Below are 25900 nucleotides of genomic sequence, written 5' to 3'. Positions count from 1 at the left end.
ACCAAAGGATAAAAATATATGGGTACACCGATTGTTATTGCTAAAAATATTAATGACACATCAAAAGAAATTGTTTTGCTTTCCCAGTTTGCCAACCGCCATGGACTAATTGCGGGTGCCACCGGTACAGGTAAAACAGTTACATTGAAAGTTCTAGCAGAGAGTTTTTCTCGAATTGGCGTACCCGTATTTCTTGCCGATGCAAAAGGTGATGTTTCGAGCCTCGCAAAATCAGGAGAAGCTTCAGATAAGTTTAATGACCGATTAAAGCTTTTACAGATTGATAGCGTTCCTTTTGCTGCCAACTCCGTTGTTTTTTGGGATCTATTCGGCCAACAAGGCCATCCTATTCGCACCACTATTTCTGAGATTGGGCCAATTTTATTGGCTCGCATGCTCAACTTAAATGACACACAAGAAGGTGTTTTAGCAGCCGTATTTCGTATTGCCGATGATCAAGGTTTGCTGTTAGTCGACTTTAAAGACTTAAAAGCCATGATCACTTTTGTTAGTGAGCACGCTGCCGAGTTTAAAGCTGAATATGGCAATTTATCTCCAGCCAGCTTAGGTGCTATTCAACGTAATTTGCTCGCTCTTGCCGACCAAGGTGGAGAACAATTTTTTGGTGAGCCTGCTTTAAATATTCTGGACTTTATACAAACAGATGCCAATGGGCACGGCTATATCAATATTCTTGCTGCCGACAAGCTCATGAATACGCCTAAGCTATATGCTACTTTCTTGTTGTGGATGCTTTCGGAGTTATTTGAGCAACTGCCAGAAGTCGGCGATCTAGACAAACCGAAACTTGTATTTTTCTTTGATGAGGCCCACTTATTATTTGACAATGCCAGCCAAGCATTACAAGAAAAAATTGAACAAGTTGTACGTTTAATTCGCTCCAAAGGTATTGGCATCTATTTTATTACTCAGAATCCACTCGATTTACCAGAAAGTGTTCTTGGTCAACTTGGCAATCGCATTCAACATGCACTACGTGCATTTACCCCTAAAGATCAAAAAGCAGTAAAAACCGCAGCTGATACTTTCCGTGCCAATCCAAACTTTAAAGTTGATGAAGCCATTACCGAACTGGCTGTTGGTGAGGCGCTAATTAGTTGTCTTGATGAACAAGGTACGCCACAAATTGTAGAACGTGGCTGGGTGATGCCTCCTTACTCGGCTTTTACACCAATTACTCCAGAAGAGCGTCAAACTCTAATCTCACAAAGTATTATTGCTGGTATTTATGAACAAGCTGTAGATCGTGATAGCGCTTATGAAATGCTACAAAATAAAGTCGCTGAACGTGAGCAACAACAACAAAATACTGAACTTGCTAAACAACAAGAAAAAGAGCAAGAAACTTTAGCAAAGCAGCAAGCAAAGGAACAAGAACGATTAGCACGTGAACGAGCCAAGCTTACGCAAGATATTGTGGGTACTTTTGCAAAAAGTGCCGCACGTAGTCTAGGGGGAAGTACAGGTCAAAAATTAGTAAGAGGCCTGCTTGGTTCACTATTTGGCAAATAACTTTCTTAGAGATATATCACTTTTAAATTAGGGAATTTTATATTCCCTAATTTTTTTATGGTTTTTATAAAAAATCTATTGCGATTACTTTTTTAAAGATGTATTTTAAATACATCTTATATAGCCAGATAAATAAGGTCTAGCCATGACTCCACAACAAATTGAACTCGTTAAATCTACTGTACCTGTTTTACGTGAACACGGTGTTACGCTTACCACATACTTTTATAAGCGTATGCTTAATAACAATCCTGAATTAAAAAATGTTTTTAACTTAGATGACCAAACTAGCTTACGTCAGCCTCGCGCTCTTGCAGCCGCAGTACTTGCATATGCAGAAAATATTGAGAACCCTTCTGTTTTAGCTAAAGCAGTTGAACGCATTACAACTAAGCATGTGAGCTTAGATATTCAACCCGACCAATATGCAATTGTTGGCGACAACTTACTTCATTCAATTAGTGAAGTACTCAAAGTTCCATTTGAGTCTGAGCTTATCGAAGCGTGGAAACAGGCTTATTTACAATTGGCAGATATCTTGATTGGTGTTGAAAAACAAAAATATGAACAACTTGAGAACTTAAACGGTGGATGGGCTGGCTGGCGTTCATTTGAAATTACTCAAATCGATCCTCTAGAATCTGGGAAACGTTTTACCTTAAAAGCAACTGACCATGAAGATGTACTTAGCGGTCCTGCGAATGCTTTTATCTCGGTTAAAGTACAAGTTCCAGAACAACAGCTTGAGCAACCAAAAGCATTTAAATTTACAGAAGCTCAGGAAAACAACTCATATCATTTTGAAGTTCAGCCTGAAGAAAATCATACTGAATTCTCAGTTTCAAACATCTTGCTTGAACATTATAGAGTTGGCGATCAAGTTCAAGTTTCAGCGCCTTTAACGCTCTAATATAAAAACCTCTTGCCTGAAAGTTTTCTTATTTAGACTTTCAGGCTAAGATGATCATCCTTTTTATTCTTCCCATTTTGGTGATCATGCAGCTTAATAAATTTACCGATTATGCATTACGAATATTAATGTACGTTGCTCGCCCAAGTGATGCACCCTACACGATTGCAGAAATCGCGAAAGATTTGCATGTTTCACAAAACCATCTGGTTAAAATTGTCCACTTTATGGGTAAACAAGAATGGATCATTACTATTCGTGGAAAAGGTGGTGGAATTCGTTTAAATCCAGAAGCCCTTAATTCAAATTTAGGTTCAATTGTTCGAATCTTACAGGGCGACCACCAAATTGTTGAATGTAATACACCGCCTTGTGTGCTACGTGCTCATTGTGGTCTAAAAGGTATTCTTGACCAAGCTTTAGAAAGCTTTTACCAAAGTCTAGACCAATACACACTTGGAGAGGTTTTGCAGCAATCAAAGTCTGCCCCACCTAATTCTCCTATCGCTTTTTTGCAAATCTAATAAATACCCTTTATGGGTTAAATCTATTGAAAATTAGCAAGAACAACCAAGCTCCTTTATACTAGGCACGAGCCCTCTCATTTAAAAAGTTATTTTTTATGCGTCGTAGTGAAAAATCGAAAGACACCAAAGCCAGACTCGCACCCAAGCAAAAGATCAGCTATGAAAAAGCACCAGATCCGGCGATCACAGCATACGCTGTGCAATCATTAAACTGGTTACGCCAAGCTGAGTTCCTAATGAGTGCACCTAAATTGGCACTTTGTGTTGAAGATAGCGGCTACGAAATTGCTTTTGCAGGACGCTCAAATGCTGGTAAATCTAGTGCGATTAATGCTTTAACTAATCAGAAACAACTAGCACGCGCCTCTAAAAGACCTGGCCGTACTCAGATGATTAACTTCTTTAGTCTAGGCAACCCTGATCAACGCTTAGTCGATCTTCCAGGTTACGGTTATGCAGCTGTACCTGAAGATATGAAACGGGTGTGGCAAAAAGAATTAGAAAACTATCTAATCCACCGCCAAAGCTTACAAGGCTTAGTGTTACTTATGGATATTCGCCATCCTCTACAGCATTTCGACATGATGATGCTAGAGTGGGCTTATTCACGTCATCTATTTGTTCATATACTACTAACAAAAGCAGACAAACTTAATCGCGGCCCTGCAAACAAAGTTCTACTAGAAGTTAAGCAACAACTTAAAAAGATGAAGCTTGATTTTTCTATTCAACTTTTCTCCTCACTTAATAAGATAGGCTTAGAAGAGCTAGCAAGTGTTATGGCAGGGCGTCTACATTTCACACTGGATCAACAGCCAGAATTTGATGTCGATTCAATCCCTGAAGCAGCAGATGAGGATGCTGAAAGCTAAATTATCCCTACAGATACAATTTCTTCGTTAAATTTATACTCAATTGTCCCCTATTGCTAAACACAAATGTAGGGGCTTTTTTTATACTCGTTGTTAACTTCATCGAGTTAAAAATCAGGACTAAATGATGAAATTGTTATCTTTTTTGAAGAACAAGGCTTTAGGTTCTTCTATTGATTATAAAATTCTTCCACGTAAAGTAAAATTTGACTGGAAAGATACCCCTGTCGACTGGATTCCTAATCAGCCTTTCGCAAGCTATTTTATTAATGAAATTAATAATATTTTGCCAGCTGGAGAGTTCTGGTTTTGCCGTTTATACAACAAGGTTTTACCAAGTATTACTGACGAAAAACTTAGACAAGATGTCCAAGCTTTTATCCGTCAAGAAGCTATGCATGCCAACGCACATACTTCTGCAAACAAAGAATATTTAAGCGTCCGTAATATTGATATCCAGAGAAATCTGGACATTATGAATTATTTATTTAATAAAGCTTTAGCAGATAAACCATTTGATAAAGAAGTTCCAAATTTTTTACAAGACCAATGGGATTTATTCCGTTTAGGAGTTGTTGCCACAGTCGAACACATGACCTGTGTGTTAGGTAAATATGCACTTTATAACAAGCGTTGGGAAGAATTAGGTGCCGATCCTGAAATGGTCGATCTGGTTAAATGGCATGGTTCAGAAGAAATTGAACACCGTACCGTAGCCTTTGATTTATATCGTCATCTTGGTGGTGGCTATATTCCACGTTACTACTTAAGTCTTGCAGTGATTGTACTGGTACTCGGATTATGGGTAGACGGTGCAGCACATATTATGAAGCAAGACCCACGTTTTGCCGATGCTGCTAAATCTAGATTTTTCCCAGTTTGGGTTGCTGTAGAATGGTACAAAATTAGCCGTAAAGATAATCAGGTTTTACCAAATCCTATCTGGCTTATTGCTCAACAAATTGATTACCTCATGCCTTGGTATGATCCAGTCAAAGAAGGCAACACTGAAGATGCGGTTGGTTATTTATCGCAATCTCCAGCAGCAAAAAGAGCAGAGCTACAAGCCGCTTAAAATAAAAAAGCAGGATTTAAATCCTGCTTTTTTTTGATTTATAGATATTAGACACTGATATCTTTATCTTTGGTATAACGGTCTACAACCACACTAATCATCATATCACCCTGCACATTTACCACCGTTCTTACTGTATCTAATAAACGGTCAATCGGGAGCAGAATTGCAATTGCCTCGGCGGGCAAACCCACCGACTGTAAAACCATAATCATGGTGACCATGCCAGCGCTAGGTATTCCTGGCGCACCAAGTGATGCAATCATTGCTGTTAAACAGACTATAATTTGCTGTGTCAGGTTTAAATCCAAGCCCACTAAATTTGCTACAAACAGTGCAGCTGCTGCTTCATATAAAGCAGTACCATCCATGTTTAACTGGGTGCCTAGTGGAATAACAAATCCTGCGGTTTGAGGACGTACACCCAAGTTTTCTTGTGCACATTTCATACTCAGCGGCATAGTGGCAGAGCTAGAACTAGTTGCAAATGCTGTAATCAGTGCTGTACGCGTTCCTTTAAAAAAGGTCCACGGGCTCATACGGCCAAAAATCCAAAGAAGTAGTGGTAGAACAACGGCACCATGAAAAATAGTTGTACCCGTTACAACGGCTGCAAACTCAGCCAAACGACTTAATACTGAAATATCTTCTGTTGCCATTAACTTTGCTAATAAAGCAAAAATACCCAAAGGCGCTAATTTCATGACCCAGCCAACCAACAGCATCATCATTTCAAAGAACTGGTGACTCAATACACGAATACTTTTGAAACGCTCGCCACCCTGCACCAAAGCGACACCAATAAATAAAGCAAAGACCACGACAGCTAAAACGTTACCATCACTAAATGCTTTAAATGGATTGATTAAAGTATTTTGAATAAAATTCGTGAAAAAACTTGCGGGGTTTAAACTATCTGGTGCTTGATAATTTTGTATAGAGTTCTGAAAAATAGAAATATCTATGCCACGTCCTACTTCAAATAAATGAGCACAACTAATGCCTAAAATTAGGGCTAAAGTCGTGGTAGTTAAACAGCATAAAAATGTAATTTTCCAGACTGGTCCTAACTGTCCGCCTGCTTTTAGATTTGATACACCTACAACAATCGAACTAAAAATTAAAGGCACCAAAAGCATTTTAAGCAGCCCAATAAAAACACTACTTAATATTCCAAGCCCATATAAACTATGTTTTACAAAAGCTGTATCTGGATACATTGTGAGTAGGAAACCAAAGGCCAAACCTAAAATGGCGGCAATCAGAATTTGTGTATTTAAGTTCATATCAGCATTATTTTTTTCAGTTGGCGTACCTATTTACAATATGACATGAGCTTGCTTTTCATTCGAGAAATTTTTTGTCACATCGTTCCCATTAAAAATAAAAAAAGCCATCTGATTAGATGGCTTTTTTAAAAGGCCTATTGAGTTTCAATTTCCCGTAAACGGATTAAACCCTCTTGTACTGTACTGCATACAAGCTGACCATTTTGCCACATACGTCCGAAGTTTAAACCTCTTGAAGCCGCACTTACGGTTGCTTCCATGTCATACAACATCCACTCATCCGCACGCAGTGGACGATGGAAATAAATCGCATGATCAATACTTGCACATTGCAAACTTGGAGAAATGTAACTCAGCCCATGCGGTCTTAAAGCCGTTGTCATTAAGGTAAAGTCTGAATAAAAGGCAACAATCGCTTGATGCAGTGCAATATCATCTAATTGTTTTGGAATACGGTCATGCGTACGGATATAGTGCGCATTATATGGAGCTTCGGGTTGCGGCTGAAACGGGTTTACTGGATCAATTGGGCGAATTTCTACATGACGCTCACGCATAAAACTCGCACGAACATTTTCAGGTACAAAGTTTAGAATACCCTGTTTCAGCTCATTTTCAGATTTAAGCGTTTCTGGTGCAGGATACTCAGGTTCTTGATGCTGATAGTTCAAACCTTCTTCTGGATTGGCAAAAGAAACCATCGCTGAAAATATGACTCGCCCATGCTGAATCGCACGAACTTGGCGACTTACAAAGCTCTTCCCATCCCGTAAACGGTCTACTTCATAGATAATCGGGGCATTAATATCGCCGCCATACAAAAAATATGCATGTAAAGAATGCGCTGGGCGATCAGTAGTATAAGATGCTGCACGTAAAGCCTGACCCAAAACCTGTCCACCAAAGACACGTTTACCGACAAGATTACGGCTCATGCCACGGTAAATATTTTCTTCTAGCTTTTCTAAAGTGAGAAGCTCGACTAGTTCTTGGGTTAACGCATTCATGAGAGATACCTTCATGTTTCAGGTAAAAAATCGTATTAAAGGACAGATGTGTAGAATCTATTGTGCCATAAAAAACTATTTGAACATGGAACAATCAGTCAACTTATGACGAACATTGGTCATATAACAGCTAAAAATACGATTTTTAACGATAAAATATGCCAAAAGCATTATAATTTATAAGCTATTAGCATATTGTTTTTTTCAATAAATGCCTCAAAATAATTACCCTCCGCATTTGGTGCTGGGATTTGTCTTTAAGAAGTAGGAGTTCTTATGTCCAAGAGTGGGTTTGGTCAAATGTATCGTCGGCTTTCGAGTAAACTACTTGACCTCGTGGTAACACCACATGTTCTTGGGGAAGTTCCTACTGAACCAGTATCAGAAACAGAAGCAAAGACTGACCGCAAGAAAGTGGTATGTTATGTCTTACAAAACCATTCTCGAAGCAATGCTTTGGTGGTTGATGGAGAAACGCGTCGTTTAAATTTAAAACCTGCGTTAGACCCATTAGTTGTTGGCACTCATCAGGAAAAAGCATCGGTTTTATTTTTACAGCATAATGATGAAAATAATTTCCTGAATCCTCCTCCTCATGCTTTTCCACCACGCTTACTAAAATTAATTGAAGTCTTACAAGAAAATCCTGAACTTGATATAGAGCTTGTTCCAGTTACCGTTTTATGGGGCCGCACGCCAGATAAAGAAGATTCTTGGTTTAAGCTATTATTTTCAGATACTTGGGCTACACCAAGCACCGTTAAGCAATTGGTCAACATTGGCTTACATGGTCGCCAGTCGTATTTAGAATTTCATGAACCGCAATCGCTACGTGAACTGGTTGAATATGCACAGCAGCATTATCCAAACCTTTCACCAGCAACTTATATTGTAAGTACATTAAATGATTATTTAGACCGTCAGCGTGAAGTGGTATTAGGCCCTGATTTATCGGATCGCCGTAATGTTATGCAGTCGGTTGTAAAATCTCGAGATGTCCAAGAAGCTATTCGCCGTGAAAGTATTCGCGGGAAAGTTAGTATGCTTGAAGCTGAACGCCGTGCGATTAGTTATGTGAACGAAGTCGTATCGGATTATTCACACTCAGCAGTACGCTTTGCCGATCTTGCTTTAACGCGCTTATGGACCCAGCTTTATGACGGCGTAGAAGTGCATAACTTCAGCACTGTTCGTGAACTGGCAAAAGATTATGAAGTGGTTTATACACCTTGCCACCGCAGTCACATTGACTATTTATTATTATCCTACGTGATTTATAAACGTGGCTTAATGGTTCCGTATATTGCTGCGGGTGATAACTTAAATCTACCATTTGTAGGGCAACTTTTACGTGGAGGCGGTGCATTCTTTATCCGCCGTTCTTTCCGTGGAAATGGCCTTTATACAACAGTATTTAAAGAATATTTATATAGTATTTTGTCACGTAACACGCCACTCGAATACTTTATTGAAGGTGGACGATCACGTACAGGACGCTTATTACCGCCTAAAACTGGCATGCTTGCCATGACAGTTCACAGCCATTTACGTGGCCGTGCTAAACCTATCGTCTTCTTACCAACCTATATTGGTTATGAACGACTGATGGAAGGCTCGACATACGTGGGCGAAATGCAAGGTAAACCGAAAGAAGCTGAATCAATTTTTGGTATTGTGAAAACATTAAGAAAGATTGAACGTATTTTCGGTAAAGTCCACGTGAACTTTGGTGAACCTGTTTTCCTTGATGATCTGCTTAAGCAACATAATGCAGAAAATGTTTATATCGAGAAAAATGACGACCCAATTCCTCAAGCGGTTTCAGATGCAGTAAATAGCTCTGCACATGCAATTTTAGAAAATATTAACCGAGCTGTGGTGATTAACCCTGTCTCTTTACTTTCTATTATTTTGCTTGCAACTCCAAAGCATACGCTTGATGAAGAAATCTGTATTAAGCAACTTGAAGCTTATCGCAATCTGGCATCAAACTTTCCATATGACCAACGTATGGAAGTAACCCCACTTTCTGGTAAAGAAATTATTGCTTATGGTTTAAAGCTTAAACTCATTAAACGAGTTCAGCATGCACTCGGCGATATTATTGCGATTGAAGATAACCAAGCTGTTCTTCTGACCTATTTCCGTAATAACATTTTGCACGCCTTTGTTTTACCGTCATTGGTTGCATCACTTGTTGAACACAATGGAAAAATTAGCCGTTCAGATTTAACCAATGTCATCTATACCCTTTATCCATTCTTGAAGGCAGAGTTATTCCTTAAATGGAAGAGTAGCGAACTTAAAGAACAAATTGAGCAATATGCAGATGCGTTGGTTCAATCGAAACTGATTCAACAAGACGATGAAGGTAACTTGATTAGCTCTGCACCAAATACTGAAGAGCACAATCAGCTTGTTGTTTTAGCTACTCCTGTTAAGCAAAGCCTTGAGCGTTACTACATGACGCTTGCGCTCATTACTCAACGTGGTTCGGGTAATATTTCTGCTAAACAGGTTGAAGAATTAAGTCATTTACTCGGACAACGTTTGTCAGTTCTATATGAATTTAATTCGCCAGAGTTCTTCGACAAAGCTTTATTCCAAAGCTTCTTAAAAGTACTTACACAGCAAAACTACATTCGAACCAATGACCAAGGCCAAATCGAGTTTGATGATAATTTCCGTCAAATGGCTGCGGGTGCACAGTTGGTTCTTGATGAAGTAACCTTACAAATGTTACAGCACATCACGACCTTTACCGACGAAGAATTAAAAGATGCTCTTGAAGCTATGGCATCTCAACAAGCAAAACGACGTCTAAAGCGTAAAAAATCTTAAGATTTTGAATCAAAATAAAAGGCAACGAATGTTGCCTTTTATTTTATTAGCGAATTGGACATTCAAAATAGCGCGGATCATCCATACAACGCAGACGCTTCATCAGTTGAACAAAATAAGCATCGTAATAACCTGAAAGTACGTACTGATTGCGTATTTTTGCAACCATAACGTCATAGCTCTGTTTTTCATAAAAAGAGACATCTACCCAATAATAAGCAGGTAAATGATTTTCCCACTGGGTCGCACGGTTAGTCAGTAATTGACTGTTTTGAACAAACCATCCTCGAATTTTTCGGCCAAAATTAGCAGGATAAGCTTGTGGCTTAATAATTAAATTGACACCGAAATATGCCAAAGGAAAGTTAATGACTTGGACATCTGGCCCAAATTCTTTCTGTAAATTATAGGGCAATAATCCATATATAGGAGCTGGAACAATATCGATTTTGTCTTGCTTAAACTGAACAATTGCATTAGATAAATCAACATAAACTGGCTGACCACCCACGCTTCGTACCAATGCCTGTTGTGGTGGATTATTTGGTAATACGCCAATACGTTGATTTCTTAATTGAGCAACTCTAGAAATTTTCTTATTTTTTAGGACCATATAAGCAGTGCCAATAGGAATCATCCCTACTGCTTCATAGTCCTTAGAAATGAGCCTTTTCTCGACTGTTGGATGATTTAAAAGCTGCAATAAGCTTTTAGCGGTACGATTATTAGGAATGAGCCCGATACCTGCGGTACTCCCCATAAACTGATTATAACGATAAGTATTAAAATTAGATGCCGCTAAACCTGAACATTTACCCTCATCAAAAGCCTGTATGGCCTGTTGTTCCTTTTGATAGGTAACCACTTTAAATTTGACTTGATATTGCTGGGCATATAATCGAATGTCATTTAAACGACGTGTGATATCCCCTTGGGAACCAATCGGATCATATGCACACCACACCTGATCCTCGGCCCAACTATAAGCTGTTGTTATGCTCAAAATAAGAGCTAAGCAAATTTTTTTCACTTTCAACCTTTTTATCTTTATCGGCAATTTGGCTGCCTCATCAGGTATTTCTATTCTTATTTAAAGTTTAATCAAAATTTTATTTTGTACCATGAACATTTAAACATAATAAATAGTCATTAAAGCAAATTGGATGCTCTAATTGAAAACCTGTTTGAAGCAAATGTTTAGCATAAATTCTTTTACCTGAAGTGTGGTTCGATTCTAAAGTTAACTCTGGCAATCTCAATTGTTTTTGAAACCATAAGATAATTTCATGCAAGGGCAATGGTTGATTATTAGTCACAATATAGCTCGCTTGATCAGTTTCATAATGAGCCATAAAAGCTAAAAAGCTTGCTAAATCATTAATATGTATTCGATTACTATAATGGATATTTGGATAACTTTGACTATTTTCAGCCATTTTCTTTAAACGGACGACGGAAGTTCCATAAATGCCAGTTGGACGAACAATTACACATTGGTTTGGATAATGCTTCTGCCAAAGCAACTCCATATTGCGTAAGATATGGCCTTGTGCATCGCTTGGTTGAACTTCACTAAAATCATCAATGATCTCTCCTGCATTTTCACCATATACCCGCGTAGAAGAGACTACAATTATTTTTTTGACCGGATGTAGTTTTAATGCATCTCGAATCGGTTCAATACTATCTACATACGTATGCTGATAGCCCTCAACCGTACCTTCTGTCGGGGAAAGTAAAATATATACGACATCTACAGGTTCAATTTTACTTAAATCAAGTTTAAAGATATCTTGAACTAGATGGGTTGCGTAACTATCCGTTTTTACACTACGGCTGATTGTGGTAATTTGATGTTCTTTCTCAAATAGTTGTTTAGCAACACGCTGAGATGTTTTACCATAACCGATAAATAATATATGCATAGAATACTCGTTGAGGGGACATGACTTCAGTCCATCAGTTACAAGGCGTTGGATCGGCTTCAGCAGCCCTGCTCGAAAAACTAAATATTTTTACCACAGATGATTTACTGTTTCATCTGCCACGTGATTATGAAGACCGCAGTACGATTATTGCAATGAATCAACTGGTGGTTGGGCGTAGCTATTTACTCGAAGGTGAGGTCAGATCAATTGATTTCCCTCCGGGAAAACGAAAATCTATGGCAGCCTTGGTTCAGGATGAATTCGGTAAAGTCACCTTACGCTTTTATCATATTTATAAAAACCTCACTGATAAAATAAAACCTGGTCATCGCTTACGTATTTTTGGTGAAGTTCGCGTAGGGGCGCGTGGCCTTGAGATGTATCATCCTGAAATTCACCTCATGAATGAACATACTCCCCTACCAAAGACCCAACTTACAGCAATTTACCCAAGTACTGAGGGTCTAACCCAACCAAAATTACGTGAGTATGTAAAACAAGCATTAAAACATCATAGTGATGCCTTACCAGAGCTGCTCCCAAAACAATATACCAATGGCTATGCGCTTAAAGAGGCTTTGTATTACATTCATGAGCCGCCAGTTGATGCCAATATGGTTCAATTGGCTGAAGGTTCACACCCAGCCCAACAACGGCTTATTTTTGAAGAGTTGGTTGCACACCAGATTAGTTTACTTAATCGCCGTGCTTATATCCGTCAAATTGCATCTCCGGCTTTTTCAAGTAGTAAAATATTAGCTAAAAAGTTATTAGAAGCTTTGCCTTTTCAAATGACCAATGCACAAAAACGTGTATCTAAAGAAATTTTGAATGATTTAAAACAGCACCAACCAATGCTGCGATTAGTACAAGGCGATGTAGGCGCTGGAAAAACCTTGGTTGCAGCTGTAGCTGCTTGCCATGCTTTAGAAGCTGATTGGCAGGTTGCGTTAATGGCTCCTACCGAAATTCTTGCAGAACAGCATTATTTGAATTTTAAGCGTTGGTTTGAACCATTAGGTATTACTGTCGCATGGTTGTCTGGAAAACAAAAAGGTAAAGCGCGTGCTCAAGCAGAGCAGCAAATTAAAGAAGGTCATGCTGAACTTATTATTGGTACACACGCGTTATTTCAAGATACCGTTGGATTTGCAAAATTAGGTCTAGTGATTATTGATGAACAGCATCGGTTTGGCGTAGATCAGCGCCTAGCTCTGCGTAATAAAGGTGCTGAGCAGTTCACCCCGCACCAACTCGTCATGACAGCCACTCCTATTCCAAGAACACTGGCAATGAGTGCTTATGGTGATTTAGACACATCAATTATTGATGAGTTACCACCGGGTCGTACCCCAATTCAAACGGTTACGATTCCGCTTGATCGTCGTGAGGAAGTACTTCAACGAATTGCTTCGAATTGCAGAGATGGGAAACAGGCGTATTGGGTGTGCACACTGGTTGAACAGTCTGAAACTTTAGATGCTCAAGCAGCTGAAGCAACCTATCAAGAAATGAAAGAACGCTTTCCTGAGCTCCACATTGGCTTGGTGCATGGCAAAATGAAAGCCGACGAAAAACAATCGGTCATGCAAGCGTTTAAGAATAATGAATTACAGCTTCTTATTGCCACCACGGTCATTGAAGTTGGAGTAGATGTTCCTAACTCTTCTATTATGGTGATTGAAAATGCCGAGCGTTTAGGGCTTTCTCAGTTACACCAGTTACGTGGTCGTGTAGGTCGAGGCGCTCAAGCCAGTTTTTGCGTACTTTTATACAAAACGCCCCTTTCACAAAATGGGCAAGAGAGGCTTTCTATTTTAAGAGAGAGTAATGATGGCTTTGTGATTGCAGAAAAAGATCTGGAATTACGCGGACCAGGTGAATTACTGGGTACTAAACAAACTGGAGATATGGGATTTAGAGTAGCTCATCTAGAGCGAGATGATCACTTACTCAGTCAAGCTCATTATGTAGCTCAACAAGTATTAAAAGATTACCCAGAACAAGCAGATGCATTATTAAAACGTTGGCTTCCAGAAGCGCCTCGCTACGCATATGTTTAGTTTCTTAAATCCGCAACATCTTATCCATTCACTCTCACCTTGCTTGTTGTGTGAGTCAGGTGTGCGAGAAAAACATTCGCTCTGCAAGGACTGTTGGGGACAGTTACCTTGGCTTAAACAAACAATTCAGCGCAATAACCAATCAGTTCTTGTAGCCTGTGATTATGCATATCCAGTTAACCGGATCATTCAGCAGTTTAAATATGAACAAAAATTACATTATCAAATCTTGTTAGGTGAAATTCTACAGCAACTAAAATTTCCTAAAGTACAGGCTATTGTACCTATGCCAATTTCGAATCAACGCTTAATTGAACGTGGTTTCAATCAGTCTTTGTTACTCGCAAATATCTTAAGCAAGCAATTAAAAACACCTATTTGGCAGCCAGTACAACGCCTTGCCGAGCATTCGCAAAAAGGGCTTTCACGCTTAGAAAGACTTGAAAATATTGAACAGCAATTTATTGCACTCACTCATGAAAAACGGCGCTATCGCCGCATTCTCATTATTGATGATGTGGTCACAACCGGAAGCTCAATTTATGCCCTCAGTCAGGCAATAAAACAACTCGGATGTACATCCATTCATGCAGCTTGTTTAGCAGCAACTTTAACGAGCTAAGTTCATTAAACTGTAGATAGATGCTGCTCACACCAAGGAATAACAACTTCACGAGTCAAGGGTGCGAGGTGAGTTTCTGAATCATTTAGCTCTATCCACTTCATTTCTGCAATTTCGGCTGCAATTTTAGGAGCTTGATCGAGCTGAACAAGATATAAATGACTTACCAGAATATGATCTGGTTCATTCGCCGCTGCTGTTTCAAAACGTCCAAGAAATTGCTCAATTACACAAGAACTTCCAACTTCTTCTAAAATTTCTCGCTGCATTGTGATCTCTGGTGCCTCATTCGGTTCCAGCTTACCACCCACTTGCATAAAAGCATGGGTATTACGCTTTCTTACGAGCAACAACTGATTTTTCTCGTTCAAGATCACTGCAGCAGCGACCGTAATTGTTTTCACCTATTTAACCTCTTTATGGCTGAACATCAGCATTTATCCATTTGGGTTGCGGCGCCTTATAATGTTCAAATTGAGTTAGAATGGTTTCAATTTGATCAGAAGCAATTAACTTATCGACAAAGCGCGCCTGACTAAATCCATTATCCACTGTACCTTGAATCATTTTAAGTAAATCTTCATAAAAGCCAGCTACATTTAAGAAAGCACATGGTTTCTGATGAATACCTAATTGAGCCCACGTCCATTGTTCAAAGATTTCTTCTAATGTGCCCGCGCCGCCTGGCAAAGCAATAAAACCATCGGAAAGGTCTGCCATTTTGGTTTTACGCTCATGCATATTTTCGACCACATATAATTTAGTTAAGCCCGGATGAGCTAACTCACGATCGACCAAAGCACGAGGAATTACGCCAATGACTTGTCCACCAGCTTGTAAGGCACTATCAGCGACAACACCCATTAAGCCTGAACGACCACCACCATAAACCAAGGTTTTACCCTGTTTTGCAATTGCCTCGCCTGTAGCTTGGGCAACTTGTTGGAAAATTGGGTCTGAACCAAGAGATGAACCACAGAAAATACAAATTGAATTCATAGTATAAAAACCGTTTTACTGAACTGTCATGCTGACAAACTAAACTATCGATAGAGTTTTTTTTTGCAAAATAGCGTATTAGCAAGTGTTTTTCGGCAAATCCTTGTCTAAAATACACCCATCCATTTCCATCAGACTGCGTGAGGAAAAAAGACACATGCTTGAAGCCTTTTATGCCACAGAACGCGGAAGTCTGGAAGATGCCACCATCAATGGTGGATTTGATCTACATCCCGAATTAGTCTGGCTTGATCTTATTGCCCCCTCTCAAGAAGAGCAACAATGGGTCTTAGATGCCTATGATCAAAATTTACCCACACTAAAGTCGCTTGAAGATATTTCATCCTCAGCACGATTTTACCGTGATGATGACGGTATTTTGCATATCAGCACCTATTTTTTAACGAAAAATAAAAATTATCAAGTTGATGGCGATGCAGAAGACTCATCACATATTTTAGCCATGGTGCAAACGGTTGCATTTATCTTACATAAAGACCGTCTATTTACAATGCGTGGCGAAAAACTAGTGGCTTTTCGTGCCTTCCGTGCACGCGCTCGTCGCAACGACTACGACATGGACTATAAAGACCCCACATGGATTTTATTAGGTCTTCTTGAGGCAAAACTCGATGAGCTTGCGGATATCTTAGAAGATATCCACAAAGATTTAGAAAAATACTCTACTGAAGTTCTCAATAACCACCAACGTGAACAAATTCTAGATCTTGATGACATGATTACACGCCTAGCTCAACAAGAAGATATGCTAGGAAAAGCGCAGCTCTGTTTAATTGATTTGCGACGTGTACTTACTTTTTTATCACGTCCCCGCGCATTAGGCAGTCATATTTATGACGCGGATATTCGAGAACTTAGTGAGGATGTTCGCTCACTCGTAGAACATGATGCTTTCTTGTTCCAAAAAGTACGATTCTTGCTTGATACAACGTCTGGATTCATTAATACCGAGCAGAATGACACGATCCGTCGATTCTCGATATTACCAAGTATGTTAGCTCCACCTATGCTCATTGCCAGTATCTATGGCATGAACACAGATGTATTACCTTTCGCACATGGTACGACTAGTTTCTTTATTGTTTTACTCATTATTATGGGCTTCTTTATTGGTCCCATCATTTACTTCCGCTGGAAAAAATGGATCTAAGCTTTGTAATAAAATGCTAATTCTAAGCATAAAAAAGCACCTATATTTAGGTGCTTTTTTATATTTTACAGATCAAATCAGATGTAGATCTTCCTGCAAATGGCAAGCTTGAATGATCTTCAGCATTTTTTCAGGTACATTTTTAAAATGTAAACCAGCTTTTTGTGGAGTCACTCGTAACCATTGGACTAAAACAGCCAATGCCAAGGTACTACCATGCTCAAGCTGTGTTAAATCTACCACCAAAGGGAAGCTTTGCTGCTTCTTAATGATAGCTAAACCTGCTTGATACTGTTGTTCCGCATTTTCAAAATCAATTTTTCCCGAAACAACCAATTGCTGGTTGAGATACTGAATCACTCGTCACCTACTTATTTCTGTTTTTTCTGATTTACAGCAGCATCTGCATCAGGTTGGAAGGTTGCAATGGCTTTAGTTAAATCACCACCATTACGCTTCACAGTTGCAGCAAACTGGTTACGGAACTGTAATCCTAAATCAATACCAGAAACATTGATATTACGGATTTTCCATTGTGTACCTTTATCAGCCAACTGGAAAGACACAGGAATTTTTTCACCATTGTGATTAAAGTCCAATGTCACTACCGGGTTTTTGCCCGCCGTTGCCTTGTAAGGACGCATGGTATAGCTTTGGTTCGTATACTTAGCAAATGCAGTACCGTAATTTTCAATTAATGTATTACGGAAGTTTGTTTCAAACTGAGCACGTTGCGCTGCTGTACTATACTGATTTGTTGCATAAGTACCCATCACAATGCGTGTAAATGCTTGTGAATCAACATACGGGTCTAAATTCTGACGCACAATACTCTTCACTAATGCTGGATTACTTTGCAATTTTGCATGATCAGCTTTTAAACGAGTAATCAAACCATCAGCAACACGCTTGATGAACTCAGGCGGTGCTTCTGAAGGTGCAGCAAAAGCTGTACCGACAATCATAGTAGACAAAAGACTTGCTGTCAGGGTTTGTTTAAACAACGTATTCACCAGGAACCACTCCTTCAAATAATCTTTTACTCAACAAATGATGCTTGTGCACTGCTTGCAGGAGCATCTGCTTCTGTTGAGCCTGAACCGGCAGCAACTTTACCAGCCCCGCCACCAGTAATAAATTTACTAATTAAATCTTCTAAATCCATAGTTCCTTGAGTGTTTGAAATCGTGTCACCTCGTTTCAGGTAGTTCATACCACCGCCAGGTACAACTTTCAAATATTTCTCACCCAACAAACCATTCGTTGCTACCATTATATAAGCATCTTCATCAATACTAGTGATGGACGTCATGTTACTGGTCAGTTGCTGTTCCATTGTTTTTTGTTGCTCTGGAGAAGCTTGCGTATAATCCGAGCTATAACGCAATTCTTCCAGTGCATTTTTCTGAACTTCTTTTAATTGTTCAGGATTGAAACTTGTCAATTTGCCATCTAAACCAAATGTTACGGTAGCCAAACGCGTAACTGGATCAAGCGTAATTGAATCAACACGACCAATTGTAACACCACTCATCGTCACTTTAGCGCGCGGCTTTAGCCCATTGACGTTATCAAACTGAGCCTTCATGGTATAACTATCACTTAAGTTCGTACCAACAAGACCACTGACTTTCATCGCTAAAAAAAACAATGCAATACCGAAGATAATAACAAAGACACCAACGGCCAGTTCACTACTACGTGATTTCATTAAATCCCTCCGAACATGACCGCAGTCAACACGAAATCAAAACCTAAAACACATAATGAAGAATACACAACCGTCCGGGTCATTGCCGTTGCAATGCCTTCTGGTGTCGGATCACACGCATATCCTTGATATACGGCAACCCATGTACAAATCAAAGCAAAAACAATACTTTTAATAATCGTGCCATTGAAAATGTCATGCCAGAAACGCACTGTATTTTGCATACCACTCCAGAAGGAGCCTTCATCAGCACCTAAAAAGTCAACCCCGACCATCTTGCCACCAATAATACCAATGGCTGCAAATATCACAGTTAACATTGGCAAACTGACAATACCTGCCCAAAGACGTGGTGATACGATTTGCTTTAAAGGGTCAACACCAATCATTTCCATACTGGCAAGCTGTTCGCTTTGCTTCATTGAACCAATTTCGGCAGTCAATGCAGAACCTGCTCGTCCTGCAAATAGCAATGCAGCAACCACAGAAGCAAGCTCACGGAGTAGTGTTAATGAAATCGCTGTACCCAACATCGACTCAGCACCGAAAGTGACCAAAATGCTATACATCTGCAAGCCAAGAACCGCACCAATAAACAAACCAGAAACGGTAATAATAAGTAAGGACATCACACCTACGCGGTGCATTTGGTAACCGAAACGACCGAAACCACCCTTGGTAGGAAATGAAAAAATAATCTGCAAGAGCATATGTGCCGCAGCACCAATGCCTCGAATCCGCTCAATAACGAGTCTACCTAACCAGGCAATCGTATTCATGGACGAACCTCGTTATTTAAATAAGTTTGATGACTAAACTGGTATTCAACCGGTCCTTCTGCCGAACCTGTTAAGAATTGGTGTACAAATGGAGAAGCATATTTTTGCAACTCTTCAGGTGTACCCTCTCCCTGAATTTTTCCTTCAGCTACCACATAGATGTAGTCAGCAATCGATAATGTTTCTGCGACATCATGCGAAACAATAATTGTTGTTAAATCTAACGCTTCACGTAGTGAACGAATTAAACGTGTCAAAACACCTTTCACAATTGGGTCTTGACCTGCAAAAGGTTCATCGTACATGATTAAATCGGGATCAAGTGCTATCGCGCGAGCCAATGCCACACGACGATTCATACCACCTGAAAGTTCTGTCGGCATTAATTGTTCAGAACCACGTAGACCTACTGATTCAAGTTTTAATGCAACCAGTTCAGCAATGAGATTTTCAGGAAGCTTTGTGTGCGCTCGAATTGGAAACGCCACATTTTCATAAACGGACATATCCGTAAATAGAGCTCCACTCTGAAATAACATTCCCATACGTGCACGGGCTGAAAAAAGTTCCTGACGAGACATTTTGGCAATATCTTTAGAGTCGAGTAAAACTTCCCCCTGATCTGGAACTAATTGTCCACCAATCAGACGTAATAAAGTTGTTTTACCTGTACCAGAAGGTCCCATAATGGCCGTAATCTGGCCTCGACGTATATTTAAACTAATATTGTCATAAATGACGCGTTCCCCTCGGTTAAAACTCAAGTTTTTCACTTCAATAAGTGGTTGAGTCGAGAGAGGAGTTTTATTATTCATAATGGCAATCGTTCCTGCACTTTTATGCACGCATACTATAACACTGAAAATTAGCAAACTTGTTGTAATTTTGACAAAAGCAAATCGAACTTATTTTATAGAAATAGAAGAAGTATATTCGTAAAAAGAGGTCAATTCAGAAGCTTGGAATTGCTCAACAGAACTTCCATTTATAAAAGCATAGGCAAAGTAAACACCATTACACAAAACGAGTGCAATAAAAAGATAAGGCAAACCATGCTGAAGCAAAAGGTTCTTCAATTGTGCCATTACTGTTTCTTTTCGTTTACTTTTACGCATTATTTAATAAAAAATTGAACCAATTCACATTTTGTTAGTTTATAACAAAACTGAAAAATAAAAAAGGCCAGTATTTTTACTGGCCTTTTTTCAAACTAAATATTGATTAGCGGTCGAATTTACGACGCGGCGGTTTATCATCAAAACTACGACGCGGACGATCTTCACCACCGCCAAACGCTGGGCGTTCACCACGTGGTTTATCATCGAAGCTACGACGTGGGCGATCTTCACCACCACCAAAGCTACGTTTTGGACGATCATCGCCACCGCCGAACGCTGGACGCTCGCCACGTGGTTTGTCATCAAAACTACGACGTGGACGATCATCACCACCACCAAAGCTACGTTTTGGACGATCATCACCACCGCCAAACGCTGGACGCTCACCACGTGGTTTGTCATCAAAACTACGGCGCGGACGATCTTCACCACCAAACGCTGGACGCTCACCGCGTGGTTTGTCATCAAAACTACGACGTGGACGGTCTTCACCACCAAAACTACGTTTTGGACGGTCACTCAAACCACCTTCACGACGTGGTTTATAATCTACGCGATTACCACGGTTGTCATCATTCGATTCAAAACGCGGTTTATCATTGAAACCACCTTCGCGACGTGGACGATCTGCACTGAACTCACGACGTGGACGATCTTCAAAACCACCTTCACGACGTGGACGGTCTGAATTGAACTCGCGACGCGGACGATCTTCACCACCGCCAAACGCTGGACGTTCACCACGTGGTTTATCATCGAAGCTACGACGTGGACGGTCATCACGACCACCACCTTCACGGCGTTTAAAGTTGCTTTCGCCTTCAAAACGACGACCGCCACCAAAACCACCGCCGCCACTACGACGACCATCACGACCACCGCCGCCATTACCACTACGGCCACGACCACCGCCATCACGACCTGAACGAGCAGGAGGTGGAGATGGCTCTAAGCCTTCAATTTCAGAAACACTCAAACGTGCTTCTAAGTATTCTTCAAGTGCACGAATCTTACCGCGTTCACGATAAGTCGCTAAAGTAATTGCTTGACCAGTACGACCAGCACGACCAGTACGACCAATACGGTGTACATAATCTTCATGCTTCATCGGAAGACCGAAGTTAATTACGTGAGAAATAGTCGGAACGTCAAGACCACGAGCAGCAACGTCAGTTGCAACTAAGATTTTTGCACGACCTTCACGAATACTACGTAAACGACGGTTACGAACTGTTTGTGGCATTGCACCATGAAGTGCAACAACAGAATGACCTGCTTCAGCAAGTTCTTCTGCCAACATATCTGTATCTTCTTGCGTGCTAGCAAAAACAACAGCTTGATCTAAGCTTTCATCACTTAACCAATGTGTAAGTAATTTTTTCTTATGTTCAAAGCCATCAGTCCAATGCAATGTTTGTGTAATATCTGTATTGGTTGAATGACCTGTTTCAATTGCGATACGCATAGGATCTTTCATCATGCATGATGCAAGACGAATGATACGATCAGCAAATGTTGCAGAGAACATTAATGTTTGTTTACGGTTAGCCGCTAATTCGCTAATTGCTTCTAAGTCTTCAGAGAAACCTAGGTCAAGCATACGGTCCGCTTCATCAACGATTAAAGCATCTACTTGATCTAATTTAATTTGACGACGATTCACCAAGTCAAGTAAACGACCAGGTGTTGCAACAACAACTTGCGCGCCTTTTAATTGTTGAATTTGTTTTGCAAATGGCATACCGCCCATAATGGCAGCAATACGAACACCTTTCATGTGACGTACAAGTGCAATTGCATCTTGACTTACTTGCTGTGCCAATTCACGAGTTGGTGAAATTACCAAAATATTCGGTTGAGTCACTGCTTTCATACGGTCTTTGAACGGTACAGCAGACTCTTGACCAGCTAAAGCATTTAATGTTGGGAGTAAGAATGCTGCAGTTTTACCAGAACCAGTTTGGCTTGATACAAGAAGGTCTTTACCTTCTAAAGCAGCAGGAATTGCTTGTTCTTGCACGGCAGTTGGGGTAGTAAAACCTAAACCTTCAAGCGCTTGTTGTAAGGTTTCATGCAAAGAAAATTCGGCAAAAGATTTGCTCATAGAGAGTTTCACCCTTGTGGGTGCTCCATTTTTAATAAATACAAAATAGACATCGGCAAAAAGCGGCAAAGCAAAAAGAGCTGAAACTTTTATTCAGCGGCAATCCGAGTAACGACGATGTGGACTAAACGCATGCTTGATTACGGCCGAACCTGAAGAATCGCTGAGCGATCGGGGCGCAAGAAATGGTCCTCTCTATGGACAGCGTGCGCTTACAATGAATAGAACAGAATGTTCAGGTAATGAACGGAAATTTAAGTGCGTTGGCGGATTATAGCAGAAATAAATTAAAAGTCATGTGTTTTAATCAACTTTATATATATTTCTAGAATTAATTTAATTTTACTCTTTACCAAAAACACAAAACCCTCTGATTAAAGAGGGTTTTATCAATAATACACTAAATTATTTTGCAGCTTTATCCCAAGCTGGAACAACTGTTTGCATTAACGGTTTTAGCATTTTAAGCGAACATGCGAGTACTTGACCATTTTCAAATGAGTTATTGCCACCACGTGCATCAACAACCGCACCGCCTGCTTCTTTAAGAATAAGTTCACCAGCAGCAATATCCCATGGCTTTAAACCAAGCTCAAAGAAGCCATCAAAACGACCTGCAGCTACATATGCTAAATCTAGAGCAGCTGAACCACCACGACGGATTTGTGCACCGGCCTGAGTAACCGCTAGTAATGATGCGAAGTGCTGCTCGGCATAAGATACAATTTCACCATCACGTTTAGCACGGTAAGGGTGGCCTACTGCCAAGAATGTATTTTCTAAACTATCTTTTACATTGGCACGAATACGGCGTTGATTCATAACTGCACCGCGACCACGGCTAGCAGAGAATAATTCATCACGTACTGGATCGTAGATTACGCCGTGTTGAGTAACACCTTTATGCTGAACTGCAATAGAAATACAGAAATGAGGGAAACCATTAATAAAGTTTTGTGTGCCATCAAGCGGGTCAATTACCCAGCACCACTCTGCATCATGGCCTTTGCCTTCTTGTAAACCAAACTCTTCACCTAAGAAGCTATGGTTTTTATAACTTTTACGCAACGTATCAATCGCTAATTGTTCTAAATAACGATCTAGACGTGTTACCGGGCCATCAATGCCTTTCTCTTCAACTTGTAAATCGAGTTTATGACGATTTTGATGCGCTTTTAAAAGCTCTTGACCAACTGTTTGAGCCGCACGCGCAGCCATAACCACCATAGGTTCCATTGAACACCCACTAGACAAATTTGAAGATTTTGACAAAGAATAATGCATAAAAGCGCAGATATTTTAGCAAATATATGCGCTTTTAGGGGGAAAATGTTTCAAATTTTTTATGAAGGCTTAAACTACCTGATTTAGCTTAAGCCAAGCTCGCTCAATTGAGCTCAAAATACCTTTAGCATCTAACCCACAATCTTGTAGCATTTGTCCATGTGAAGCTTGTTGTAAGAACAAGTCTGGCAAACCTAAATTTAGAATAGGTTTCACAATTTGTTCTTGCGCCATAAATTCATTAACCGCACTACCTGCACCGCCCATAACAGCATGCTCTTCAACAGTGACAAATAAATGAGTGTGTTCAGCTAAACCACGAATCATTTTTTCATCCAGTGGTTTCACAAACCTCATATTTACAACACGCACACCCACATCATGTTTTTGTGCAAATTGTTCAGCAGCCTCTACAGCTACCATCACTCGGCTACCAAATGCCAAAATTGTAATCTGCTCTTCACAGCTCGTCTTTACTTCAGCAACGATTTCAGCTTTGCCTAATTCAATAGCGGTCAACTCTTGCTGAATTTCAACACCTACACCAGCACCACGTGGATAACGTACCGCAGCTGGCCCATTATAGGTATAGGCTGTATGAAGCATCTGACGGCATTCATTTTCATCTTTAGGCGCCATGATGACTATGTTTGGAACTGTACGCATGTATGCATAATCATATGCACCTGCATGAGTTGGACCATCTTCACCAACCAAACCTGCACGGTCAATCCCGAAAGTCACATCAAGATTTTGTAATGCAACATCATGAATAAGCTGATCATAACCACGCTGCAAGAACGTTGAATAGATTGCAACAACAGGTTTTAAGCCTTCACAAGCCATTCCTGCTGCAAGCGTTACAGCATGCTGTTCAGCAATCGCAACATCAAAAAATCTCTGTGGAAATTCTTTAGCAAACTGAACCATGCCTGAGCCTTCACACATCGCCGGTGTGATCGCGAGTAGACGCTCATCTTGGGCCGCCTCATCACATAACCACTGACCAAATACATCAGAATATTTAGGTGGTGTTTTACCTGCTGAGGTTGCATTAATTTTGCTAATTGCATGATAGGTAACCGGATCCGCTTCTGCGGGAGTAAAACCTTTACCTTTTTTAGTATAGACGTGTACTAAACGTGGACCTTTACGCTTCTTCAGAGCATTAAATACTTGGGCCAGTTGATTTACGTCATGACCATCGAATGGACCAAAGTAATCAAAACCAATTGCTTTAAATAAGTTATCGGCAGCATCTGTTGCTGATTGATGCAAACGAGAGTTATAAGTCCATTTTGGATGCGGCTGTATATATGCTTCGCCATCTTCATTAACGTTAACTAAATGGCCTTTTTCCCAAATTGCAGCCAAATGTTTAGCAAAGCCACCTGTACTACAAGAAATTGACATGTCATTGTCATTGAGCACAACAATTAAATCGGCATTATGTGCAACAGCATCGTTCATGGCTTCAAATGCCATACCTGCTGTCATTGCACCATCACCGACAATACAAACGACTTCACACGGGTCTTTTTGATAACGACGTGCTAACGACATTCCTAGCCCAGCTGAAATTGCTGTTGATGAATGTCCTACGCCGAATGTATCGAAAACTGATTCTTCTCTGGCTGGAAATGCGGCTAAACCGTTTTTAGATCGAATCGTGGTCATTTGTTCACGACGACCTGTCAGGACTTTGTGCGGATAGGCCTGATGTCCTACATCCCAAACTAATCGGTCATTTGGAGTATTAAAGCAATAATGCAGCGCAACCGTCAGCTCAACCACGCCGAGATTAGCACCGAAATGGCCACCACTCTGGCCTGCTGCATATAAAATATATTGACGCAACTCATCAGCCACTTGAACCAATTGGCTATGCTCGAGCTGACGTAATTGTTGAGGATGATCAATTGCATCTAACAATGGCGTAACAGGGCGTTGAGTTGGAATTTCGGTATACAACATATGTGGCAAAGCCTTTATAAGCCTGGCAAATCCTAAGCTGGGTCAAAATGGGTCGATCATACAATCGAATGAAGTCACCTTCAATCAGCCACA

The 25900-nt window shown here is 40.2% G+C and carries 24 protein-coding genes and 1 pseudogene; 10 read left to right on the top strand and 15 right to left on the bottom strand.

Annotated elements, in window-relative coordinates:
• Positions 1–18 precede the first annotated feature (18 nt).
• The 6 genes and pseudogenes from KTH84_RS13150 to KTH84_RS13125 all read left to right on the top strand — a co-directional run bounded on the left by KTH84_RS13150 (position 19) and on the right by KTH84_RS13125 (position 4917).
• Positions 19–1533: a DUF853 domain-containing protein gene (locus KTH84_RS13150; protein ID WP_262473515.1), complete on the top strand. Its 1515-nt coding sequence runs from the start codon at positions 19–21 to the stop codon at positions 1531–1533.
• A 15-nt stretch (positions 1534–1548) separates the two neighbouring features.
• Positions 1549–1676 (top strand): annotated as a pseudogene (locus KTH84_RS13145) (hypothetical protein).
• A 2-nt stretch (positions 1677–1678) separates the two neighbouring features.
• Complete coding sequence (locus tag KTH84_RS13140) at positions 1679–2443, top strand: globin domain-containing protein (RefSeq protein WP_262473513.1); 765 nt, start codon at positions 1679–1681, stop codon at positions 2441–2443.
• A gap of 86 nt (positions 2444–2529) precedes the next feature.
• Positions 2530–2967 carry an RrF2 family transcriptional regulator gene (locus KTH84_RS13135; RefSeq protein ID WP_133971636.1) on the top strand — a complete coding sequence of 146 codons (438 nt, stop codon included), beginning with the start codon at positions 2530–2532 and terminating at the stop codon, positions 2965–2967.
• A 98-nt stretch (positions 2968–3065) separates the two neighbouring features.
• Positions 3066–3842: a ribosome biogenesis GTP-binding protein YihA/YsxC gene (yihA, locus tag KTH84_RS13130; RefSeq protein WP_262473510.1), complete on the top strand. Its 777-nt coding sequence runs from the start codon at positions 3066–3068 to the stop codon at positions 3840–3842.
• 124 nt (positions 3843–3966) lie between these two features.
• The gene (locus KTH84_RS13125) at positions 3967–4917 is read left to right on the top strand and encodes a metal-dependent hydrolase (protein WP_262473508.1); all 951 of its coding nucleotides are present in this window, start codon (positions 3967–3969) and stop codon (positions 4915–4917) included.
• 47 nt (positions 4918–4964) lie between these two features.
• Here the strand turns inward: KTH84_RS13125 and KTH84_RS13120 are convergent, their stop codons facing one another.
• Both KTH84_RS13120 and KTH84_RS13115 read right to left on the bottom strand, forming a co-directional pair.
• Positions 4965–6203 (bottom strand): dicarboxylate/amino acid:cation symporter, encoded by a 1239-nt coding sequence (locus tag KTH84_RS13120; RefSeq protein WP_262473506.1) that lies wholly within the window; start codon positions 6201–6203, stop codon positions 4965–4967.
• 137 nt (positions 6204–6340) lie between these two features.
• Complete coding sequence (locus KTH84_RS13115) at positions 6341–7213, bottom strand: acyl-CoA thioesterase (RefSeq protein ID WP_003653674.1); 873 nt, start codon at positions 7211–7213, stop codon at positions 6341–6343.
• Positions 7214–7489: 276 nt separating this feature from the next.
• Here KTH84_RS13115 and plsB point away from each other — a divergent pair, with 276 nt between their 5' ends.
• Positions 7490–10054, top strand: coding sequence for a glycerol-3-phosphate 1-O-acyltransferase PlsB (gene plsB, locus KTH84_RS13110; RefSeq protein ID WP_133971628.1), 2565 nt, complete (start codon positions 7490–7492; stop codon positions 10052–10054).
• Between the two features lie 46 nt (positions 10055–10100).
• Here plsB and KTH84_RS13105 read toward each other — a convergent pair whose 3' ends face one another.
• Entirely contained in the window at positions 10101–11084 is a 984-nt protein-coding gene (locus KTH84_RS13105) for a putative solute-binding protein (protein ID WP_133971626.1), read from the bottom strand.
• Between the two features lie 79 nt (positions 11085–11163).
• Positions 11164–11979, bottom strand: coding sequence for an NAD(P)H-binding protein (locus tag KTH84_RS13100; protein ID WP_202743289.1), 816 nt, complete (start codon positions 11977–11979; stop codon positions 11164–11166).
• A 20-nt stretch (positions 11980–11999) separates the two neighbouring features.
• On the opposite strand from KTH84_RS13100, the gene recG reads away from it, so the two are divergent.
• Both recG and KTH84_RS13090 read left to right on the top strand, forming a co-directional pair.
• Positions 12000–14045, top strand: a complete 2046-nt coding sequence (gene recG, locus KTH84_RS13095; protein WP_262473501.1) for an ATP-dependent DNA helicase RecG — start codon at positions 12000–12002, stop codon at positions 14043–14045.
• A complete protein-coding gene (locus tag KTH84_RS13090) occupies positions 14038–14667 on the top strand; it encodes a ComF family protein (protein WP_133971620.1) in 630 nt (209 codons plus the stop codon). The genes recG and KTH84_RS13090 overlap by 8 nt, the downstream gene beginning before the upstream one ends.
• A 5-nt stretch (positions 14668–14672) precedes the next feature.
• On the opposite strand, the gene KTH84_RS13085 is transcribed toward KTH84_RS13090, so the two are convergent.
• Positions 14673–15071 (bottom strand): NUDIX hydrolase, encoded by a 399-nt coding sequence (locus tag KTH84_RS13085; protein ID WP_262473498.1) that lies wholly within the window; start codon positions 15069–15071, stop codon positions 14673–14675.
• Positions 15072–15084: 13 nt separating this feature from the next.
• Positions 15085–15666 (bottom strand): TIGR00730 family Rossman fold protein, encoded by a 582-nt coding sequence (locus KTH84_RS13080; RefSeq protein ID WP_042895240.1) that lies wholly within the window; start codon positions 15664–15666, stop codon positions 15085–15087.
• A gap of 157 nt (positions 15667–15823) precedes the next feature.
• Between KTH84_RS13080 and KTH84_RS13075 the strand changes: the two genes are divergently transcribed.
• Positions 15824–16837: a magnesium and cobalt transport protein CorA gene (locus KTH84_RS13075; protein WP_004639553.1), complete on the top strand. Its 1014-nt coding sequence runs from the start codon at positions 15824–15826 to the stop codon at positions 16835–16837.
• A gap of 72 nt (positions 16838–16909) precedes the next feature.
• Here the strand turns inward: KTH84_RS13075 and KTH84_RS13070 are convergent, their stop codons facing one another.
• The 9 genes from KTH84_RS13070 to dxs form a co-directional block, all read right to left on the bottom strand.
• Positions 16910–17197 (bottom strand): lipid asymmetry maintenance protein MlaB, encoded by a 288-nt coding sequence (locus KTH84_RS13070; RefSeq protein WP_042895242.1) that lies wholly within the window; start codon positions 17195–17197, stop codon positions 16910–16912.
• An 11-nt stretch (positions 17198–17208) separates the two neighbouring features.
• A complete protein-coding gene (locus tag KTH84_RS13065; RefSeq protein ID WP_262473495.1) occupies positions 17209–17850 on the bottom strand; it encodes a phospholipid-binding protein MlaC in 642 nt (213 codons plus the stop codon).
• Positions 17851–17876: 26 nt separating this feature from the next.
• The gene (locus KTH84_RS13060) at positions 17877–18548 is read right to left on the bottom strand and encodes an outer membrane lipid asymmetry maintenance protein MlaD (RefSeq protein WP_262473492.1); all 672 of its coding nucleotides are present in this window, start codon (positions 18546–18548) and stop codon (positions 17877–17879) included.
• Positions 18548–19327, bottom strand: a complete 780-nt coding sequence (gene mlaE / locus KTH84_RS13055; protein WP_005038455.1) for a lipid asymmetry maintenance ABC transporter permease subunit MlaE — start codon at positions 19325–19327, stop codon at positions 18548–18550. The genes KTH84_RS13060 and mlaE overlap by 1 nt, the downstream gene beginning before the upstream one ends.
• Positions 19324–20142, bottom strand: a complete 819-nt coding sequence (locus KTH84_RS13050; protein WP_016140089.1) for an ABC transporter ATP-binding protein — start codon at positions 20140–20142, stop codon at positions 19324–19326. Before KTH84_RS13050 ends, mlaE begins: the two co-directional genes overlap by 4 nt.
• Positions 20143–20232: 90 nt before the next feature.
• On the bottom strand, positions 20233–20442 hold the full coding sequence (locus tag KTH84_RS13045; RefSeq protein WP_202743295.1) for a hypothetical protein: 210 nt from the start codon (positions 20440–20442) through the stop codon (positions 20233–20235).
• 106 nt (positions 20443–20548) lie between these two features.
• Positions 20549–22549: a DEAD/DEAH box helicase gene (locus KTH84_RS13040; protein WP_262473488.1), complete on the bottom strand. Its 2001-nt coding sequence runs from the start codon at positions 22547–22549 to the stop codon at positions 20549–20551.
• Between the two features lie 405 nt (positions 22550–22954).
• Complete coding sequence (locus KTH84_RS13035) at positions 22955–23785, bottom strand: inositol monophosphatase family protein (protein WP_042895249.1); 831 nt, start codon at positions 23783–23785, stop codon at positions 22955–22957.
• A 117-nt stretch (positions 23786–23902) separates the two neighbouring features.
• Positions 23903–25807 carry a 1-deoxy-D-xylulose-5-phosphate synthase gene (gene dxs, locus KTH84_RS13030; protein ID WP_262473486.1) on the bottom strand — a complete coding sequence of 635 codons (1905 nt, stop codon included), beginning with the start codon at positions 25805–25807 and terminating at the stop codon, positions 23903–23905.
• Positions 25808–25900 lie beyond the last annotated feature (93 nt).

It is taken from the genome of Acinetobacter sp. WU_MDCI_Abxb74, from assembly GCF_025513915.1.
GTDB classification, from domain to species: domain Bacteria; phylum Pseudomonadota; class Gammaproteobacteria; order Pseudomonadales; family Moraxellaceae; genus Acinetobacter; species Acinetobacter calcoaceticus_C.
This window is presented reverse-complemented; position numbering and strand designations above follow the sequence as displayed.

Bases quoted from the DNA above. Each gene is read 5' to 3' on its own strand.
- KTH84_RS13075 (WP_004639553.1), top strand. From the start codon at position 15,824: ATGCTTGAAGCCTTTTATGCCACAGAACGCGGAAGTCTGGAAGATGCC.
- KTH84_RS13100 (WP_202743289.1), bottom strand. From the start codon at position 11,979: ATGCATATATTATTTATCGGTTATGGTAAAACATCTCAGCGTGTTGCT.
- KTH84_RS13125 (WP_262473508.1), top strand. From the start codon at position 3,967: ATGATGAAATTGTTATCTTTTTTGAAGAACAAGGCTTTAGGTTCTTCT.
- yihA (WP_262473510.1), top strand. From the start codon at position 3,066: ATGCGTCGTAGTGAAAAATCGAAAGACACCAAAGCCAGACTCGCACCC.
- KTH84_RS13135 (WP_133971636.1), top strand. From the start codon at position 2,530: ATGCAGCTTAATAAATTTACCGATTATGCATTACGAATATTAATGTAC.
- plsB (WP_133971628.1), top strand. From the start codon at position 7,490: ATGTCCAAGAGTGGGTTTGGTCAAATGTATCGTCGGCTTTCGAGTAAA.
- KTH84_RS13035 (WP_042895249.1), bottom strand. From the start codon at position 23,785: ATGGAACCTATGGTGGTTATGGCTGCGCGTGCGGCTCAAACAGTTGGT.
- KTH84_RS13090 (WP_133971620.1), top strand. From the start codon at position 14,038: ATGTTTAGTTTCTTAAATCCGCAACATCTTATCCATTCACTCTCACCT.
- KTH84_RS13080 (WP_042895240.1), bottom strand. From the start codon at position 15,666: ATGAATTCAATTTGTATTTTCTGTGGTTCATCTCTTGGTTCAGACCCA.
- KTH84_RS13140 (WP_262473513.1), top strand. From the start codon at position 1,679: ATGACTCCACAACAAATTGAACTCGTTAAATCTACTGTACCTGTTTTA.
- recG (WP_262473501.1), top strand. From the start codon at position 12,000: ATGACTTCAGTCCATCAGTTACAAGGCGTTGGATCGGCTTCAGCAGCC.
- KTH84_RS13060 (WP_262473492.1), bottom strand. From the start codon at position 18,548: ATGAAATCACGTAGTAGTGAACTGGCCGTTGGTGTCTTTGTTATTATC.
- mlaE (WP_005038455.1), bottom strand. From the start codon at position 19,327: ATGAATACGATTGCCTGGTTAGGTAGACTCGTTATTGAGCGGATTCGA.
- dxs (WP_262473486.1), bottom strand. From the start codon at position 25,807: ATGTTGTATACCGAAATTCCAACTCAACGCCCTGTTACGCCATTGTTA.
- KTH84_RS13050 (WP_016140089.1), bottom strand. From the start codon at position 20,142: ATGAATAATAAAACTCCTCTCTCGACTCAACCACTTATTGAAGTGAAA.
- KTH84_RS13045 (WP_202743295.1), bottom strand. From the start codon at position 20,442: ATGCGTAAAAGTAAACGAAAAGAAACAGTAATGGCACAATTGAAGAAC.
- KTH84_RS13120 (WP_262473506.1), bottom strand. From the start codon at position 6,203: ATGAACTTAAATACACAAATTCTGATTGCCGCCATTTTAGGTTTGGCC.
- KTH84_RS13150 (WP_262473515.1), top strand. From the start codon at position 19: ATGGGTACACCGATTGTTATTGCTAAAAATATTAATGACACATCAAAA.
- KTH84_RS13040 (WP_262473488.1), bottom strand. From the start codon at position 22,549: ATGAGCAAATCTTTTGCCGAATTTTCTTTGCATGAAACCTTACAACAA.
- KTH84_RS13115 (WP_003653674.1), bottom strand. From the start codon at position 7,213: ATGAATGCGTTAACCCAAGAACTAGTCGAGCTTCTCACTTTAGAAAAG.